At 38.7% G+C, this 19,079-nt stretch carries 13 protein-coding genes; 10 read left to right on the top strand and 3 right to left on the bottom strand.

The window, feature by feature from the left end:
- Positions 1–111 precede the first annotated feature (111 nt).
- Positions 112–1,233: a Gfo/Idh/MocA family protein gene (locus ACEW8U_RS23085; RefSeq protein ID WP_373524416.1), complete on the top strand. Its 1,122-nt coding sequence runs from the start codon at positions 112–114 to the stop codon at positions 1,231–1,233.
- A gap of 304 nt (positions 1,234–1,537) precedes the next feature.
- A complete protein-coding gene (locus tag ACEW8U_RS23080) occupies positions 1,538–1,843 on the top strand; it encodes a hypothetical protein (protein WP_373524415.1) in 306 nt (101 codons plus the stop codon).
- A 19-nt stretch (positions 1,844–1,862) separates the two neighbouring features.
- On the opposite strand, the gene ACEW8U_RS23075 is transcribed toward ACEW8U_RS23080, so the two are convergent.
- Positions 1,863–2,891 (bottom strand): alpha/beta hydrolase, encoded by a 1,029-nt coding sequence (locus tag ACEW8U_RS23075; RefSeq protein WP_373524414.1) that lies wholly within the window; start codon positions 2,889–2,891, stop codon positions 1,863–1,865.
- Positions 2,892–3,050: 159 nt separating this feature from the next.
- Here ACEW8U_RS23075 and ACEW8U_RS23070 point away from each other — a divergent pair, with 159 nt between their 5' ends.
- The 5 genes from ACEW8U_RS23070 to ACEW8U_RS23050 all read left to right on the top strand — a co-directional run bounded on the left by ACEW8U_RS23070 (position 3,051) and on the right by ACEW8U_RS23050 (position 10,159).
- Positions 3,051–4,694 (top strand): M28 family metallopeptidase, encoded by a 1,644-nt coding sequence (locus tag ACEW8U_RS23070; RefSeq protein ID WP_373524413.1) that lies wholly within the window; start codon positions 3,051–3,053, stop codon positions 4,692–4,694.
- A gap of 344 nt (positions 4,695–5,038) precedes the next feature.
- Positions 5,039–5,719 carry a TetR/AcrR family transcriptional regulator gene (locus ACEW8U_RS23065; RefSeq protein ID WP_373524412.1) on the top strand — a complete coding sequence of 227 codons (681 nt, stop codon included), beginning with the start codon at positions 5,039–5,041 and terminating at the stop codon, positions 5,717–5,719.
- On the top strand, positions 5,709–7,409 hold the full coding sequence (locus tag ACEW8U_RS23060; RefSeq protein WP_373524411.1) for a peptidase domain-containing ABC transporter: 1,701 nt from the start codon (positions 5,709–5,711) through the stop codon (positions 7,407–7,409). The genes ACEW8U_RS23065 and ACEW8U_RS23060 overlap by 11 nt, the downstream gene beginning before the upstream one ends.
- A 12-nt stretch (positions 7,410–7,421) precedes the next feature.
- Complete coding sequence (locus ACEW8U_RS23055) at positions 7,422–8,777, top strand: HlyD family secretion protein (protein WP_373524410.1); 1,356 nt, start codon at positions 7,422–7,424, stop codon at positions 8,775–8,777.
- Positions 8,774–10,159, top strand: a complete 1,386-nt coding sequence (locus tag ACEW8U_RS23050) for a TolC family protein (protein ID WP_373524409.1) — start codon at positions 8,774–8,776, stop codon at positions 10,157–10,159. The genes ACEW8U_RS23055 and ACEW8U_RS23050 overlap by 4 nt, the downstream gene beginning before the upstream one ends.
- Positions 10,160–10,257: 98 nt before the next feature.
- Here the strand turns inward: ACEW8U_RS23050 and ACEW8U_RS23045 are convergent, their stop codons facing one another.
- Entirely contained in the window at positions 10,258–11,721 is a 1,464-nt protein-coding gene (locus ACEW8U_RS23045) for a Gfo/Idh/MocA family protein (RefSeq protein ID WP_373524408.1), read from the bottom strand.
- A gap of 228 nt (positions 11,722–11,949) precedes the next feature.
- Between ACEW8U_RS23045 and ACEW8U_RS23040 the strand changes: the two genes are divergently transcribed.
- The 3 genes from ACEW8U_RS23040 (at position 11,950) to ACEW8U_RS23030 (ending at position 18,742) form a co-directional block, all read left to right on the top strand.
- The gene (locus ACEW8U_RS23040) at positions 11,950–13,557 is read left to right on the top strand and encodes a beta-N-acetylhexosaminidase (RefSeq protein ID WP_373524407.1); all 1,608 of its coding nucleotides are present in this window, start codon (positions 11,950–11,952) and stop codon (positions 13,555–13,557) included.
- Between the two features lie 421 nt (positions 13,558–13,978).
- Positions 13,979–14,791, top strand: coding sequence for an SDR family oxidoreductase (locus tag ACEW8U_RS23035; RefSeq protein ID WP_373524406.1), 813 nt, complete (start codon positions 13,979–13,981; stop codon positions 14,789–14,791).
- Positions 14,792–14,797: 6 nt separating this feature from the next.
- Positions 14,798–18,742, top strand: a complete 3,945-nt coding sequence (locus tag ACEW8U_RS23030; RefSeq protein WP_373524405.1) for an AAA domain-containing protein — start codon at positions 14,798–14,800, stop codon at positions 18,740–18,742.
- 138 nt (positions 18,743–18,880) lie between these two features.
- On the opposite strand, the gene ACEW8U_RS23025 is transcribed toward ACEW8U_RS23030, so the two are convergent.
- On the bottom strand, positions 18,881–19,079 hold a 199-nt coding region (locus ACEW8U_RS23025; protein ID WP_373524404.1), incomplete at its 5' end, for a hypothetical protein.

Raw genomic sequence — 19,079 nt, 5'->3', positions numbered from 1 at the left:
AATCAAAGAACTATCATATCCCCTTATACTAATACATTTTGTTTCCACCTGAAAAAAACATAATTTCCTTTCTCACATGAATAACTCCCCAAAAACCTTAAACCTATACCGATGAATTCAAGAAGAGACTTTATACAGAAACTTACTGTTGGCGCAGGTATTCTCCCCATGGCCTTTAGTTTTACACCATTCGAAAAGCAGCATCAATACATTCCGGATGTGCAGGACGGGCCTGTATTGAAAGTCGCCATCATGGGATTGGGTAGCTATGGGAATAGGGTAGCAGAGGCCATGAAAGACTGTAAGCGTGCAAAAGTAACAGGAGTCATCAGCGGCACACCTTCCAAAATAAAAGAATGGCAGTCTAAGTATAATATCCCTGTTAAAAACTGTTATAACTACGAAAACTTTGATGCCATCAAAGATAATCCTGATATCGATGCGGTCTACATTATCACCCCCAATGCCCTGCACCATGGTCAATGTTTGAGAGTTGCTGCTGCGGGTAAACATGTCATCTGTGAAAAGCCCATGTCTATCAATGCCAAAGAAGGGAAGGAGATGGTCGATGCCTGTAAAAAAGCAGGAGTTCATTTACTGATTGGATATAGGATGCATTTTGAAGCCAACACTTTGGAAGTGATCAGATTGAGGAAGGAAGGGGAATTCGGAACAGTGAAATTTTTTCAGGGACTTACAGGTTTTAAAATCGGTGACCCGACACAGTGGAGACTCGATAAGAAATTGGCAGGTGGCGGTGCCATGATGGATATTGGTATATATTCCATCAATGGTTCAAGATATATGGTAGGAGAGGAACCAATCTGGGTCACTGCCCAAGAGGTGAAAACTGATCCGGTAAAATTCAAAGAGGGAGTAGATGAGACAATTACATTTCAATTGGGATTCCCAAGTGGGGTGGTAGCATCCTGCCTTTCAACTTATGCCATCAGCTATTTGGATAAATTTTTCTTAGTTGGAGATAAAGGTTTTGCCGAAATGCAACCATCAACCGGATATGGTCCGATTAAAAGTTGGACGAACAAGGGCCGTTTGGATATGCCACACGTGACGCATCAGACCACGCAGATGGACCAAATGGCTGCTATTATATTTGATGGAAAAAAGCCGGTTGTGCCTGTTGATGGTGAAGAGGGATTGAAAGATATGAAAATCATAGATGCCATATTCAAGGCTGTCAAAAGCGGTGAAAAAGTTGCTTTGAAGCTTTAGTGTTATTTATGTGAACCAGAAAAGAGACAAAAGAGAACAAAAGGAATTTTTTAAAGAATTCATGAATTCTGTGTATTTAAATATATCAATTTTTCGGATAATTAATTTGTTATTAATCGATTTGACTCCAAAAAATTTTGTTGACTTTCGACACTTTTGTGGTTCAGAATTTTATTGAACTTAACCTATGAATGCAATCAATTTTAGAAAAACTAAATTTTTTAAAACTTAACAAATAATTAACATTTGGTCTATTTTTTTTGCTTACCCTTCTCTCTAAATTTCGTACTTAATTATGAATTTTATGAGAAAAATAATTTTAGTCTTTTTCCTAATTATGGGAGGAGTTTATAATGGTTCGTTTGCACAAAGTAGCCCGCCATTGAGGTTCTTGATAGGTGGAGCCTTGGAACTTGGGGGCGATGAAGTCGCTACGATAACTTTCACAAATGGTCAGTCTCAAAAGGTGAATGCCGGTCAAGGAATATCCTTGGGAGTAGGTGCTGAATATGCTATCCCTAATCTGGAAAACTGGAATATTTTGGGAAATTCTTCGATGCAAATCAAGAGTTTTATTCCAGCTTGTTGGGACGCTGGGGTTTTTATTTAGTTTTTCAAAGAAGGTCAATTTATATTTCCTCAAGTACAAGTTCTTTTTCAGGAACGGGAACTCGTGCTACCTCCTCCAAAAACCGATTGGTTTCATTCAATACCCCTTCCCAGTCTTTAGAAGTGATATCAGATGCGATGACATGATCTCCTGATTCGGGAAATTCCTTTTTGACCTTGAGTTTATCGGGGGTATTTACCTGTTCAAACATTTCCAGCATTTTGGGCACTGAAACCACCTTATCTTGTTCTTCCTCATTTTTGTAGTAGTAGGCTAAAAAAAGTGGTGTATTTATTTTATTGAAAGTTTCATTGTTCATCTTACTTCTCAGCAACACCGCCAAACTTCTGTATCCGTTGAGATGATATTCTCGGGACCAGTATTTAGCTTTTTCACCCTTCCGGTTGTTGATAATGGCACCGTTCTCATATTGGAATTTTTCAGCCAAATAAGACAGCCATGGTTTAAAAAATATCTCCAATCCACCGCCATATTCCATGATTGCAGGAGAATACAGGACCAAGGCCTTCATGTCAGGCCGCTCTGAGGCAAGGACTAAAGACAAAGCCCCTCCCATAGAGGTTCCTATTACGATCACTGAATCTCCAAGACTTTTACCTACCATATAAGCCTCCCTTACTTCATCAACCAACTTTTGGGCGGTTGAATGTTTGAATGCATCGGGTCGGGAAATGCCATGCTCAGGAAGTCTGATCAGATAAAGGTTTGCTCCAAAATGGGAGGCAACCTCCCTGTGGACAGGATGTCCTTCTTTCTCACTTGCCCCAAAGCCATGGACATATACAATGGAATAGGGAGTTTTGCTTTTATTGAGACTATCGGCCCAGATTATTTTGGCCTCATTGTCAGGTTTTAATCCGTTAACTGTATCGTTTTTGAATCTGATAAATTCAGAAAGTTGGTTTAGTCTTGTAGGAACTTCAGGGTAGTCCCCATCCAGAACTTCTACTTTAGATTTAGGACCTAGCATATATACAATAGCCAATATAATGGCCAAGGACAGGATTATTTTTAAAGCTTTTTGCATCTGCGATTTGAGTCAAGTAAAAGTAAAGCTAAAGCCTTGAAATCATTTTCCCAATCTCAAAGTTGGTTTTAACAACATATTCCGTGTTAAAAAATGTAATTAGAATTAAATAGCACTATTTTGATTACTTTTGAACAACAACCAAGTTTGAATTTAAAGATGAAAAACAATTTGTTTTTTCCCATTTCAGTGATTACGCTCCTAATATTTGAGGCATGTAATTCTTCTGAGAAACCATCCTATCAAATCGAGAAGGAAGATGTCGAATCGCATATCATTCATTTATCCTCGGATGAATTTAAGGGTAGGAAACCTTTTACCGAAGGGGAGACTAAAACCTTAGCGTATTTAGAACAAGCCTACCGCGATTTGGGCCTTGAACCTGGTAATGGGGATAGTTATTTTCAGGAGGTGCCCATGGTTTCGATATTTTCAAAGCCTGCACCTTCTATGACCATCAAATCCAAAGAAAAGAAGATTGAATTAAAAGGTTTGGAAGATTACGTGATCTGGACCCAACGTACAGATTCATTATTGACAATTGATGAAGTTGAATTGGTTTTTGCCGGCTATGGCATTGTAGCACCGGAGTATGGTTGGAATGATTATAAAAACATAGATGTCAATGGTAAGATTGTGGTGTTGTTGGTCAATGATCCTGGTTATGGTACGGAAGATGTCACTTTATTTAGGGGCAATACGATGACTTATTATGGCCGATGGACTTATAAAATGGAAGAAGCGGCGAAACAGGGTGCATTGGGAATTTTGATAATTCATGAAACAGGTCCCGCAGGATATGGCTTCAATGTTATTCAAAATAACTGGAACACTTCTAGACTCTCCTTAGATATTAGAAATAATCCAACCTATCAAGCCATGTTTGAGGGGTGGATTACCAAGCCTGTAGCAGGTCAGTTGTTTGCCATGGCAGGTTTGGATGAGACTGATCTTTTTGAAAAAGCCAAAAAATCTGATTTTCAGGCTATTCAAATGAATTTAACGGCCAGTACCTCGATGGAGGTCGAGGCTGAATACAATGTTTCAAAAAATGTGATAGCCAAAGTCACCGGAACTAAATATCCCGATCAATATACAATTTACACTGCCCATTGGGATCATTTGGGTATAGGTACTCCTGATGAAACGGGTGATAGTATTTACAACGGTGCATGGGACAATGCCAGCGGAACAGCTGCACTTTTAGGATTGGCCAAAGCTTTTAATGCTGAAAAACCGGAACGGTCCGTGGTGTTTTTGACGGTGACAGCAGAAGAACAGGGATTATTGGGATCTTTATATTATGCCCAAAACCCAATCTTTCCCAAAGAAAAAACAGTTGCCAATATCAATTTGGATGGATTAAATCCTTATGGTAAAATGAAGGACGTTCCTATCATTGGCATGGGGCAGTCCGAGTTAGAAGATATTTTGAATGTAGAACTCGAAAAGACCGGAAGATATAGTGTCGGGGAATCTATACCCTCAGCTGGTTGGTATTTTAGATCTGATCACTTTAATTTTGCCAAAATCGGGATTCCAGCTTTGTATCTTGGTATCGGTATAGACCATGTAGAAAGCGGAAAAGAATTCGGAAAGCAGCTTGAGGAAAAATATAACTCAGCGGTTTATCACAAACCTTCTGATAATTATGATCCCGAAAACTGGGATTATGAAGCCATGCTGGGCGATATACAGCTTTTATATGAGGTAGGTAAAAAGTTGTCCAATAGTACTGATTGGCCAAATTGGAAAGAGGGTTCTGAATTCAAGACTATTAGGGATGGGTATATGAAGAGGTAGGTTTTTCAGTAGCAGTGTTCAGTCTCAGTTGGAAGTGTTCAATCTCAGTTGGCAGTTATCGGTGTTCATTAGGCAGGGTCCATAAATAGTGACTGGCTACTTCCAAATGAAAATTAAACTGCAAACTCCCTACTGTAAACTGAACACTGCAATCTACAAACTGCCCACTGAATTCTGTAAACTAAACACTGAATACTGCCAACTGAATACCGCTCACTGTGACTGTAAACTGCAAACGGCCTACTGTAAACTGAACACTGAAAAGTGTGCATTACAAACTTTTTCTACAACGGTATAAACTTTTTATAAATCAATACCGTTATCAGCTTATTATTTCCCAAATTATGGAAAACATTCTAAAGAAAATACGGGTGGATATTAATGAGGATATATTTCTCAAAGATCCTTTAAGTTCCGATTTGGGAAAGGAAATTATTCGGCAATCTGTGAATATGATGATTGAATTGGGATTTGAGCATTTCAACTTCAAAAAGCTTTCGGCCCGAATAAATTGTACTGAAACAGCTATTTATCGATATTTTGAAAACAAACATAAACTGTTACTGTTTTTGACTTCTTGGTATTGGGGATATTTGGAACAGAATGTGGTTTTTGGAACCGCCAATTTACTTGATGCAAGAAAAAAACTGGAAATTGCCATTCAAATTTTAGTAAAAGGCCCCATATTTACTCAAAATGATTTTATTGATCCTTTGACCTTGAAAGTGCTGTTGACTGATGAGGCAGCCAAGGCATTCATGACAAAAGAAGTTGATGAAGAATATAAAAAAGGTTTCTTCAACCATTATCACAAGCTTGGAGAGAGAATTTCAAAAATCATTTTAGAGATTAATCCGGATTTTGAATATCCTAAGACTTTGGTTTCAACAGTAATGGAATCAAGTTTTATGCAGTCTTATTATGCCAAGCATCTTCCCGGATTGACAGAACATCAGCCTGGTGATGACAAAAAAATTGACTTTTTCCACAACTTAGTTTTCAAAACCATAGAAAATGAAAATTGAATATACCATAACTCCTCTTAAAAGATTTCTTAGGCTCTTAAATGAGGAAAAAAATGAAGTCTATGCCATCTATTTTTATTCATTACTCAATGGTGCAGTTTCTTTGATTTATCCTTTGGGAATTCAAGCGATCGTCAATTTTGTCCTTGGAGGAAGGGTCAGTACGGCTTGGTTGATTATGATTTTGGTGGTAGCAGTTGGGATTACATTTGGAGGGTTCTTGCAGATTTCCCAATTGTATCTGACAGAAAAACTTGAACAGAGAATTTTCACGAAAGTTGGTTTCAGTTTCGCTTACCGACTTCCAAAACTGAAACTTGATGCACTTCTGGATAAACACCCCCCGGAACTTGTAAACAGGTTTTTTGATGCTGTAAATCTTCAGAAAGGTGTTTCCAAGATCCTTATTGATTTTTCGTTTGCCATGGTTCAGATTTTCTTTGGAATGATTTTGCTTGCCGTGTATAATATTTTCTTTTTGATTTTCAGTTTGTTGCTTATTTTCTTAGTTGTTTTGATTTTCTATTATACGAGTCCCAAAGGGATGGAAACAAACCTTAAGGTTTCTACCAAAAAATATGAGGCAGCTTATTGGTTAGAAGAAATAGGCCGAACAATGGCGACGTTCAAGCTTGCTGGCAATTCAAAATTACCGTTTTTCACCATAGACAAAATATTGCAGTCTTATGTGGATTTCAGAAACAAACACTTTGCTGTACTTGTCTTCCAATACAAAGTAATGATTGCTTTCAAAGCTTTAATTGTAACCACCTTGTTGGTAGTAGGTAGTTTGTTGTTGATAGATAATCAAATTAGTATTGGTCAATTTGTTGCCGCGGAAGTCATCATAATTTTAATTGTAAGTTCTGTTGAAAAGATTATCCTTTCTCTTGATGCTGTTTATGACACACTGACAGCCACCGAAAAAATTGGTCAGATCATGGATCTCCCAATGGAAAGACAACAAGGAACAGAAAAATCTTTAAATACCAACAACGAGAGTCTTCAGTTTGAGGTTAGAAACCTTAGCTTCAAATCGAAAATTTCTGTTAATGACGTATTGGATAATGTTTCCTTTGAGCTGAACCCAGGGGAGAAGGTGATCTTAACTGGAAAAAGTGGAAGTGGGAAAAGTGCCTTGATGTATTTGATTTCAGGTTTATTTAGTGACTACAGGGGTCGTATTATAGTAAATGGCTTACCGATTGACACTATGAATCTTGAAAGGTTGAGGGGATTTATTGGGGACAGTCTTTCTCATCAGTCGGTATTTCATGGCAGTATTTATGATAATATTACCTTGCACAAAGAAGTCGAAGATGCCCATGTGCGGGAAATCATTGAATTGGTGGGCTTAAAGGAATACATCTATTTACTCCCGGAAGATTGGGATACGATTATGCTTCCCGAGGGAAAAAATCTTAGCAAAGCAATCATCAGCAAGATAGTTTTGGCAAGGTGTCTTGTAAATCTCCCAAAGGCTTTACTCCTTGAAAATTTGGTAACTTATTTAGACCCTGAAGAGAAAGAAAGGGTTTTGGACTATATACTCAATGGAAAATGGACAGTTTTGATGATGGCGGAAGATGATGACACGATAAAAAAATTTCCAAGAGTTTTGAAATTGGATATGGGAAAACTGGTGTTTGACGGTAGTAGTGAAGATTTTATAAACAATATCAAAAATTAATTCCTCAATAAGATGATTGGTATTTCAAAGAATAAGATAGGCACCGATTTCTCTTTTGAAGGCTTTAAAAGTTTTGGGATGACCATTCCCAAAGATGAAAGTAAAAAGAGAATTAGGATATTGTTGTGGTTTTTGATTGGGACTTTTTTGTTCCTTTTTCTACCGTGGACTCAAAACGTGAGGACGAAAGGTTTTGTAACGGCTTTAAGGCCTGACCAAAGACCACAAACTGTCCACTCCATCATTGCAGGTAGAATAGAAAAATGGTACGTGGCAGAAGGTGAATATGCTCAGAAAGGAGATACGGTATTGCTGGTATCTGAAATCAAAGACGATTATTTTGACCCATTGCTTTTAGACAGGACTAGACTGCAGGTAGATGCAAAAAATCTTTCTGCAAAATCCTATTTTGAAAAAGTAAAAGCTTTGGAAGTACAGATTCAGGCATTAAAAGAAAATAATGTCCTCAGAATAGAGCAGGCCGAAAATAGATTGAAAATGGCTGAATTGCAGGTGACTTCTGACAGCATCAGATTTGAACAGTCCAAGGTAAATTTCAAAGTAGGTGTTGACCAACTAAAGCGTGCCGAAAGTCTTTATAAAGAAGGATTGAGGTCTCTTACCGATTTTGAACAAAGAGAACTTCGTTTTCAGGAGGTACAGACAGGATTGATTGCATCTGAAAATAGCCTTTTACAAAGTATCAATGCGAGGATAGCTGCCCAAATAGAAATGAATGCCATAGATAATGATTTCAAAGACAAAATGGCTAAGGCAAGTGCTGATATGTATCAGGCGATGTCTTCCCAATATGATGCTGAAGCAACAGCTACTAGTTTGGAAAATCAATATGCTAATTATGAAGTTCGGACCGGGTTCCGACATATTCTTGCCCCTCAGGAAGGATATATTACCCGTGCGATTCAGGTTGGTATAGGTGAAACAATTAAAGAAGGTGCGGAAATTATCAGTATTCTCCCTGGTAATGCCCAGTTGGCAGTAGAAATGTATGTTGCCCCAGTAGATTTTCCATTAATACGAATAGGCAATAAAGTACGGTTTATTTTTGATGGTTGGCCCGCGATTGTATTTTCAGGTTGGCCTCAGATTACCAATGGTACTTTTGGTGGAGTGGTTCAGGCAATAGATAACTTTTCGAGCCCGGATGGCAATTATAGGATCTTGGTTGTGGAAGATCCAGAAGAGCAGCCATGGCCCAATGCCCTGAGGATTGGTTCAGGTGCTGACGGAATCTCCTTACTCAATGATGTCCCATTGTGGTATGAAATATGGCGTCAGCTCAACGGTTTCCCGCCAGATTATTATACTTCCAGGGAAAAGGCTGAAAACAGAAAAGAAGGTAAATGATGCGTATAATATTTGTTTTAATTGCAATAGGGTTTAGCCTCCAATCCTATGGTCAGCAAATACTTACCTTTTCGGAATATATGGAATGGGTGAGAGATTATCATCCCGTAGCAAAACAGGCTGAAGTTACCTTACGCTTTGGGGAACAGGAACTACGGGCCTCTCGGGGCGGGTTTGATCCTTTTGTTTATGCAGATTATGATAGAAAACGATTTAAGAATACCAATTACTTTGACAAAAGGGAAGCAGGTATAGTCGTTCCTACTTGGGCAGGAGTAGAACTTAAGGGGCTTATTGAACAAAATACAGGTTCATTGTTGAATCCTGAACTTGAAGTGCCTGATGATGGTCTGATTGCTTTGGGAGCTTCTGTTAATGTTGCCCAAGGCTTATTGATTGACAGGAGAAGAGCGGCGCTGAGACAAGCTCAGATTTATGTTGAATCTACCAAAGCCGAAAGACAATTGATTCTCAATGACCTTTACCTTGACGCGACGGAGACTTATTGGAATTGGGCTGCAGATTTTAGGAATGTAGTTATTTTGCAGGAAGGGGTGGAACTCGCAGAACAAAGGTTCGAAATGGTCAAAGAAAGTTACATCCAAGGAGATTTCCCTGCTATTGATACTGTGGAGGCATATACACAGGTGATGGACAGGATTTATAGGTTGCAGACAGCTCAGATCAAGTTTTTTCGGTCAACTCAGTTTGTAAATACCTTTCTATGGGATCAGAATGAAGAACCTGTGGAATTATTGGAGTCTACTTTTCCGGAAGATGTGCTCAATGAAATGGTCTATGATTACAGTAAGGAATCTTTGAGGGAATATGTACTGCTTCATCCTGACCTGAGGTTGACAGATTTTGACATTGAGTCTTTGATGGTTGAGCGGAGATTTAAATCCAACATGTTATTACCTGTACTGAAAGTCAATTACAACTTCTTATCTGAAACTTTCAATCAATTTGGCAATTCACCATTTCTCGAAAACAATTATAAAATGGGGTTAACCTTTAGTATGCCTTTATTTTTGAGAAGAGAAAGGGGAGAATTGGGACTAACAAGGGCCAAAATTGATTTTCAAAATCACCAAAGGGATTTGAAATTAGTTCAACTCAAAACCAAACTTGAAAGCGAGATTTTTAATTTTGAAACAGTGGAACAACAATTAGTGGTATTTTTCAACAATGTTAACGGACTGCAAAAATTATTGGATGGAGAAATGATTCGCTTTGATATCGGTGAAAGTTCACTTTTCCTTGTCAATGCTAGAGAAGTCAGCCTGATCAACGCACAGATTACCCTCAATGACCTGGCAGGGAGAAGAAAAGCAGCCTATGCGAAGCTGTTGAATGCAGCGGGTTTGGGATTTGAGGAGTAGGAGGGGAGAAGGGTGATAGATGTGTCACATCCTTAATTTTCTTGACACTTTTTTCATTCACAATCCCCAAATCTAAAATCTACCTTCATCCCTCATCCTTACCCCAGCTTCCATCCCTCTCTATACTTCCTCTTCACAAACTGATTGGCAGGTTCAAAATTGGTGATTTTCATATTTGGTCCGTCCCAAATCAATTTGATTCCTCTACCGGGATAATCAAACCTATTAGAACCATCAGGTCTTGGCATTCTATAATCATTACTTCTTATAGCAAGATTTCCCATCAAGACCGATTCAGTTAAAGGTCCTGCTATAGAAAATGGTGAGCTTAACTGATCGTACGCTTTACTTCCATATCCACTGATACAAGCGTCCACCCAGTTGCTATAATGCCCTCTATCTCCTTCTGGTACCCGATATAAAGTCTGGGGAACATTTATTTCCTCTGTTAAAGATGTTGGCAGCAGTTTTGGATCTCTTCCATAGGTGCCGCACATCATCTTTCCTTTGGTGCCTTCTATGATGACGCCATTTCCCCCATCACCCATGATTTCATTTGGTCCCAACTCTTCAGGTCTTGATGGTTGAATCCCACCATCCATCCAATGGAAGCTAAGGTCTTCCTTTCCCTCTCTTTTAAATCTCAAAGTAATGTGGGAAGACGGAGGGCAGCTATCCGGGAAATAGCCTCTTTGGAATTCGCCTACATATACTGAACCTACACTGCACTCAGCAGATACAGGATAACCTAATCCCAATACCCTAAAAGGTGGCTCCATGATATGACAGGCCATATCTCCCAAAGCTCCGGTACCATAATCCCACCAGCCTCTCCAATTGAATGGAATCAGATTGGGAACAAAATCTTTGTATGGAGCAGTGCCCAACCATAAATTCCAGTCCAAATCTGCCGGAGGTGTAGCTTGGTCACTTGGCCAAGGAATACCCTGTGGCCATACAGGTCTGTCAGTCCAACTCCAAACCCTGGTAGCTTCACCAATTAATCCTGCATTGTACCACTCCACCATTTTTCTTACGCCTTCACCTGATGAACCTTGGTTTCCCATTTGAGTGACAACTTTATATTTTTCGGCAGCTTCAGTTAATATTCGGGCTTCATAAATATCATGGGTAAGCGGTTTCTGCACATAGACATGCTTTCCTAACTGCATCGCAGCCAAAGCCTGAATGGCATGCATGTGGTCGGGAGTAGAGACGGTTACTGCATCAATGTTTTTATGCTCATTGTCAAGCATGGTTCTGAAATCCCTGTAATACTTTGCTTTTGGATGCGCTTCTACGCTTCCTTTTGCTCTGGAATCATCCACGTCGCACAAGGCTATAAAATCTGCTTTCCCACTGTTGAAGACTCCTCTTACATCTCCGCTTCCCATTCCTCCAACACCTATACCTGCAACCCTCAAACGATCCGATGGGGCAATAAAACCCGGACCTCCCAAGACATGTCTTGGGACTAAATAAAATCCTGCCAGAGCAGTTGCGGAGGCTTTGATAAAATCCCTTCTGGAATTATCTTTTTCTTTTAGTGATTCTTTTTTCATCAGGTTTCTTGTTTCAAGGATTTTTGGAATTATGTCAAATCGAAAATTCAATTTATTTAAAAAATCGGTTTTTGGACTGATTTATTTTTTGATTAGGAAAAAAGGAAAATAAACGGGATAAATGGAAGGGTTAAATTATTAGGCAAACAATTTATTAAATGGTTAAATCTTATTTAAAAATTTTAATTAAGTTTATAGCTTAATCAAATGACAAACCCACCATAATATATGAAAATAACTAAATGTTTTTCCTCAATTCTTTTGGTTTTGATAGCAGTCTGCTTCTCGTCCTGTTCGGAGGAAAAAGTAGCGCCATTAAGTACACACAGCATAATTCCTTTACCGACCTCTGTGGTTGAAAGTGAAGGAATATTTTCGATTAATAGCAACACAAAAATTGTAACCATAGGTGAACGATCACAGATAGTTTTAATTACTGAAAATTTCAAAAGTAGCGTATTTCACTTGACGGGTCTAAATCTCGGTTCCGCGGATCAAGAACAGGAAGATGCTATTATTTTTGAATTGAATTCAAGCTCAGGATTGGAGGATGAGGCCTACAAAATAGATATCAATAAAAATCAGATCAGAATAACGGCATCGAAACCTGCAGGATTGTTTTATGCTGCACAGACCTTTGCGCAGTTGATTCCATCTGATGGAGAGGAAATAAAAGGTACAAACAATCGCTTTTCTATTTCCGCAGGAATTATTGAAGACAAACCGGAATATGCTTATAGAGGAATGATGCTGGATGTGGCGAGACATTTTTTTACGGTGGAAGATGTGAAACACCTGATTGACCTGATTGCGATTTACAAAATTAATTACCTTCACCTTCACCTTTCAGATGATCAGGGATGGAGGATAGAAATCAAGTCATGGCCACTGTTAACCACTATTGGAGGTAGTACTCAAGTTGGTGGAGGCGAAGGGGGATTTTATACCCAAGAGGATTACAAAGAGATAGTCAAATATGCTCAGGATAAATTTGTAACAATTGTTCCTGAAATTGATATGCCGGGACATACAAATTCAGCCCTTGCTGCTTACGGTCAATTGAATCCCGGAATTACAGTCCCTGAAAAAGGTGCTATAACTTACGATAGAACCAATATAGGTGTGGATGGAATGGCAACTCCCTTGTACACGGGGACGGAAGTCGGTTTCAGTACATTGGCGACCAACAAGCCTATCACCTATCAGTTTGTCGAAGATGTTATAAGGGAATTGGCAGAAATCACCCCTGGCCCATTTATCCATATCGGAGGAGATGAATCCCATGTGACAGAAATGGAGGATTATATTCCTTTTATAGAGAAAGCACAGGACTTGGTCACCAAATACGGCAAGAGAACCATGGGATGGGATGAAGTGGCACATGCAAAATTGCTTCCCAGTAGTGTTGCCCAGTTTTGGGCGGTGGAAGAAAATGCGGTGATGGCCATAGAACAAGGTGCACAAGTGTTGATATCTCCTTCAAAAAAGGCATACTTGGATATGAAATACGATACCACCACACAAATAGGATATATCTGGGCGGCTTTGATTGAATTGGATGATGCCTATAATTGGGATCCTACCGAATTGAATGAAAACATCAAAAGAGAAAATATCCTTGGTGTAGAAGCCCCATTGTGGGCTGAAACCCTTAAAAGTAGGGAAGACATGGAGTTTCTAACATTCCCACGATTACCTGCCATTGCGGAAATTGCCTGGACAGCCAAAGATCTCAGAAGTTGGGAATCTTTCAGTACAAGGATAAAATTGCATGGTAGAAGGTGGGATGCTATGGGGCTTAATTATTATAAATCTCCAAAGGTCATTTGGGATTGAGAATTATTGGGGTTACCTGCTTTTTTGTCAGGAATGAGATTTGTTCTTGCCCTAGGTAAGATATTGGTGGATATTTGTAGATATTGGATATTGAATCCAAATCCATTGGTTTATTTGGAATCTTTAGGCATCTGACAAAATTACTTGTATTTAAAAAATTCGCTATTTATATAAAAATTATTCATATATGTACGCAATGATGCAGTAAAATGGTAAATTATTATAATTCTCGCCAGGAAACTTAAATGTCCGGTACATCGGACTTCGGACATCTGACTTCCAACCATGGCAAAATGATTATTCGGTTACTGGCAAAGAAGCGGATAAACCATTAAATCATTTAAAAAACTCTAAAAACATTTCGATTAGGGAGGGACTTTTTCCTAAATTTTTATCTTTAGGGTGAAATCACCGATTAAAAATGAAATTAAAGGATAAAGTGGTAATTATAACAGGCGCAACCTCTGGAATAGGAGAGGCTTGCGCTTTTGTTTTTGGAGCTCAGGGTGCAAAAATTCTTATTACAGGACGTTCTCAGGTCAAGCTTGACAATGTATTGCACAGGTTACAAAATCAAGGTATAGAAGCAGTAGGAGTATTGGCTGATGCAGCATCTATGGCAGATAACCAAAAGATGGCTGATGAGGCCATCAGGAATTATGGTAGCATAGACATATTGGTCAATAATGCAGGGATATCGATGAGGGCACTTTTTGAGAATCTAGAACTTGATGTATTTCACAAGGTGATGGATACCAATTTTTGGGGGACTGTCTATGCTACTAAATTTTGTCTTCCCCATATATTGAAAAGTAAGGGAAGTATTGTTGGTGTTTCCTCTATAAATGGTTATCGAGGAACTCCGGCCCGTACGGCCTACACAGCGAGCAAATATGCCATGAATGGTTTTTTTGAATCTTTAAGAACTGAAGTGATGAAAAGGGGTGTCCATGTGTTGGTGGCATGTCCTGGATTTACTGCTTCCAATATCCGAAACAATGCGCTGAAAGCCGATGGGACAATACAGGGAGAATCACCACGAGAGGAAAATAAAATGATGACTTCAGAGGAAGTAGCCAAGGAAATTTTAAAAGCAACAGTTGCCAGAAAAAGAGATATTGTATTGACAGGACAAGGGAAATTAGCCGTATTTTTAAACAAATGGATTCCGGGAATCATGGATGGAGTTGTTTACAATCACATGGCAAAGGAAAAAGATTCTCCGTTCAAATAATCACTTATGCTCAAAGATGTCCTTCAGATATACCTTAATCGATTGGTAGATCTTTCCAGTAGGAATAGATCCATCTATCTTTCAAGGTTGATATCTGGTCAAATGATTGATTTGAAGGAATTTGACTTTGTCAACCATCTTCCTGCCTTTGATTACATTAAGGAACTTATTGGTAAAAAAACCAGACTTCCTATTCTGCCCCTATCAGATCCAAGGGATAAAAACGTCAATTTACTTTCAACCCGAATTAAAAAACTTCAGCACTTGGTTAAATTGGCAGAAGCTGAAACAGGAGAAAAAAGTCTATATATAGGCTGGCCTTTTGTGGAAGGAAAGATGCTTAATGGCCAAGTTATTAGGTGTCCATTGATGTTTTTTCCAGTGGAATTCAAAGCCGAGGAAAACCATTGGTATTGGACCAGAAGCAATGGAGACAGTCCTTTTTTGAACAAAGCATTTTTATTGGCTTATTCACAGGCCTTTGGAAAGGATCCCAATAAATTTGGGGAAGAAAATCCAATGGAAAATTTTTCTTCTGATTCAGTTGAATTCAGAAATGAGCTTTATGTGTTTCTTGATCAGGAATTTTCACTGAATTTCTCAAGAGAGCTATATGAAAATAAGTTGGAATCATTTCCAGATTCTTCAAGGAGCCTTGACGAAGAACAGTTGAAAATCGGAAAACTACAACTCAAACCTTATGCAGTATTAGGTCAGTTTTCACAAAAAACCAGCTTCTTAATTCAGGATTATGAGCAGTTGATGTTTCAGCATGATCTTCCTGATCTGGAAAGCCTGTTTCATCAATGGTTTGCTCCAAAAGAATTACAACCCAATCCGATCAGAGAAGATCAACTTTACACCGTTTTCCCGGTAGACTCAAGTCAGGAAGAGGTCATCAAAGCCGTCAGAGAGGGAAGATCCTGTGTAATAGAAGGCCCACCTGGAACAGGAAAATCACAATTGATCAGCAACTTAGTCATTGATTACATTGCTAGGGGAAAAAAGGTATTGGTGGTTTCCCAAAAAAGAGCCGCATTGGATGTGGTGTTCAATCGGATGGCTAATGAAGGGTTCGGAGCATTTTTGGCATTGGTACATGATTTCAGGTCCGACAGAAAAGACTTATATAAAAAAATCCTCAACCAGATAAGGTCAATAGATAACTATGAAGAACTGAACCGAGGAATAGATGCCATTCAGCTTGAAAGAAAGTTTGCCCAAATATCCAGGTTGATAGATTATAATTCGGATTATTTTACCTCTTTAAAAAAAGCTTTATTCAATACCGAAGAATGTGGGGTCCCTGTAAAAGAGCTGTATTTGAGTTCAAAGCTTTCAGATGAGTCCTTTGATATGAACCAATTTTACCGGAAATTTCATGCAGGAAGAGTAAATGATTTTTTGCGGGATTTCAAAGATTATGAGCAATACTACAAGAAATACCAAAACTCGGAATCGTTTTGGTTGCATCGGGTGGATTTTAGTGGATTTGATCCGGCAGTTTCGAAACGTATTCAGGAAGTGTTTTCTGAAATAGGGGCATTAAAGGAAAATTTTGAAACAGATTTTTCAAAGTTGGAGGAATATGATCCATCATTTTTATTTTCTTTTTATGAACAGAAATCCAAGTTGGATGAACTCATACACTTGTTGCACCATCAAGAAAGTTTAAATTGTTTTTGGTCCTTGAAGGCTATTCCAAAGGCAGAAATTGATCTGTTGTGGCTGGAACACAAACTTGATGCAATCAAATCCTTGCTTTCAGACGAAGGTGTAGAGTGGAATAGTCCTGATAGAGAAGCAGAAGGGCTTATGAAATTAGCCATTGAGTTTTTAGCTAGGAAAAAGGGTTGGAGAAAACATTTCCCTTTGATCTGGAAAACTAAAAGATTCCTTCCAATTTATAGAATGTTGATTTTGAATGAACTGGAAAACAGTAATTATGGGGTGAAAATCCTGATCAAAAAACTGGAAAACAGGATGAATCTCAACCATCAGTTTACCCTTTTAAATGGAAAAGATTGGATTAAACTTCCCGATAAACCTTTTGATTATTCGACTTTCAATCATATTTCTTCTGTTTACAAAGAAGCTGTAAAGGCGAAATATGTAACAAATGACCTTGGTGGGTTAAGCAGCTTTTTGAAATTGAATATTTCATCGGGTGAAGATTTCATGAAAAGGTTGGATAAAGTATTCCAACATCTACAAGTGTTGGAAAAGAAGATGCCATATTGGTCTTTGTACCTGAGTAAAATTCAGATCCAACATTTGATATCCCAGAGTTTGGAGGAAGGAATAGAAATTATCCAAGATCAAGTGCCTCGGATTTTTGATGAGATGGTGCACTTTGATAGATTGAGAAAGAGGTTGAAGACACAGGATATCGCTGTAATGGATAAATTGCTGACCACTTATCCCGAGAGGGGTTTCGAGGAACTTAAAGCGCTTTTTCTTTCTGGGCTTAAAATGAGCTGGATAGGCCATATTGAAACCAAATATCCTGTATTGACAGATGTAGTAACTGCCAGGACGCTCACCATGCAAGAGGAACTAATGGATGCTGTCGTTGAAAAATGGAAACTGTCAAAATACATAGCTGATATTCGCGTCAGAGAATTCACTTATAAAAATCTTGAATATAATAGGCTCAATAATCTGCTAACCTACCGGGAACTCAGCCATCAAGTGAGTAAACAGAAAAAGATTTGGAGTATCAAAAAGCTCGTTGAGTCATTCGAGGATGAAATCTTTAAACTGATCCCCTGTTGGTTGGCATCACCTGAAACTGTTTCTGCACTTTTCCCTTTAAAACAGTCATTTGACCTGGTGATTTTTGATGAGTCTTCCCAGTGTTATGTCGAACGGGGGCTTCCAGCCATGTTGAGGGGAAAGCAAACGGTCATAGCAGGAGATTCGAATCAATTGCGTCCATTTGATCTGTATCAAGTAAGATTGGATATTGAGGATGAAGGAATTGAAACAGAGACAGAATCTCTTTTGGAACTGGCGTCTGGATTTTTTCAGAAATTTTGGCTACAAGGTCATTACCGAAGTGCTCAGCTTGCTCTGATTCATTTTTCAAATAGCCATTTCTATGAAAACAGACTCAAGATGCTTGCAAAAATGGATCTCGTCAACTCCAATGAATCTCCTTTTAAATTAATTAGAGTGGAAGGAATTTGGGATAAACAAACCAATATGGAAGAGGCAGAGGCTGTGATTGAGGAAATTAAACGAATTCAAATTGACAGTACATTATCTTCAATAGGTGTTATTACTTTTAATTTTTTCCAAATGGAATTGATTCAGGATTTGGTAAATGGAGAAGAAGATATCAAAAGTGAGAAACTGACCATTAAAAATATTGAAAATGTACAAGGGGATGAATTTGATTGGGTGATTCTTTGTATAGGCTATGCCAAAAATAAGAAAGGTAAATTGATTGCCAATTTTGGTATGCTTTCCAAAAAAGGAGGTATCAATCGCTTGAACGTTGCCATCACAAGGGCCAGAAACAAAATCACTGTTGTGACCAGCTTGAAATCAAAGGATTTTAATCCAGACCAGTTGAAAAATGAAGGTGTTTGTATGTTGCGGGACTATATTGAATTTGTCAAAAACGTCAGCAAAGGGGAATCTTTGGATATTCCTGCAGCGCCTATGTACAGATTTGACAACACTTGGTCTCTAAGAGACAAAATCCAAGGTTCTCATGGCGGTTTTGAGTTGGATAGATATGCACCATCCACTTTAATGGATTTGGCATTGAGAGAAAAGGGGATTTATGCAGAGGCAATACTTACGGATGACCAAAGGCTTTATGATGCACTCGGCTCCAAGGAAGCATTAGTCTACCACCCTTTACAATTAAAAGAAAAAGGATGGCCCTACCGGTTTTATTTTAGCAGACAATATTGGATGGAAAAACCTCTTTTGGGGGTTTGAAAAATTTCCGTCATTAGACTCCTATATCCAACAGAGATTGCCACGTTGCATAGAAGGATTTCTAAATATAAAGGTATGAGAAGTGCTCTTACCAATGAAGGAATTCGTAGCTGCCGTCACCCACACGAAGGAAGTGTCTCAAAAGGATCCGCAATTGATTAAAATATACATAAATAGGACCTCTGGAGATTCTTCGTGCCTACCAATGACAGATTTCTTAGCTGCCGTCACCCTGATCCCTATGGCTATCGGGAGAAGGGTCTCTCGAGGATCAGGAAATGTATTATAAACATAAATAGGACCTCTGGAGATTCTTCGTACCTCAGAATGACGGCTG

The organism is Aquiflexum sp., assembly GCF_041751335.1.
Classification (GTDB): Bacteria; Bacteroidota; Bacteroidia; order Cytophagales; family Cyclobacteriaceae; genus Aquiflexum.
Note: the sequence above shows the minus strand (reverse complement) of the source record. Positions and strands in the feature narration are given on the sequence as shown.

Coding starts and splice junctions, on each gene's coding strand:
- ACEW8U_RS23065 (WP_373524412.1), top strand. CDS start 5,039: ATGGAAAACATTCTAAAGAAAATACGGGTGGATATTAATGAGGATATA.
- ACEW8U_RS23070 (WP_373524413.1), top strand. CDS start 3,051: ATGAAAAACAATTTGTTTTTTCCCATTTCAGTGATTACGCTCCTAATA.
- ACEW8U_RS23085 (WP_373524416.1), top strand. CDS start 112: ATGAATTCAAGAAGAGACTTTATACAGAAACTTACTGTTGGCGCAGGT.
- ACEW8U_RS23035 (WP_373524406.1), top strand. CDS start 13,979: ATGAAATTAAAGGATAAAGTGGTAATTATAACAGGCGCAACCTCTGGA.
- ACEW8U_RS23045 (WP_373524408.1), bottom strand. CDS start 11,721: ATGAAAAAAGAATCACTAAAAGAAAAAGATAATTCCAGAAGGGATTTT.
- ACEW8U_RS23030 (WP_373524405.1), top strand. CDS start 14,798: ATGCTCAAAGATGTCCTTCAGATATACCTTAATCGATTGGTAGATCTT.
- ACEW8U_RS23075 (WP_373524414.1), bottom strand. CDS start 2,891: ATGCAAAAAGCTTTAAAAATAATCCTGTCCTTGGCCATTATATTGGCT.
- ACEW8U_RS23055 (WP_373524410.1), top strand. CDS start 7,422: ATGATTGGTATTTCAAAGAATAAGATAGGCACCGATTTCTCTTTTGAA.
- ACEW8U_RS23040 (WP_373524407.1), top strand. CDS start 11,950: ATGAAAATAACTAAATGTTTTTCCTCAATTCTTTTGGTTTTGATAGCA.
- ACEW8U_RS23060 (WP_373524411.1), top strand. CDS start 5,709: ATGAAAATTGAATATACCATAACTCCTCTTAAAAGATTTCTTAGGCTC.
- ACEW8U_RS23050 (WP_373524409.1), top strand. CDS start 8,774: ATGATGCGTATAATATTTGTTTTAATTGCAATAGGGTTTAGCCTCCAA.
- ACEW8U_RS23080 (WP_373524415.1), top strand. CDS start 1,538: ATGAGAAAAATAATTTTAGTCTTTTTCCTAATTATGGGAGGAGTTTAT.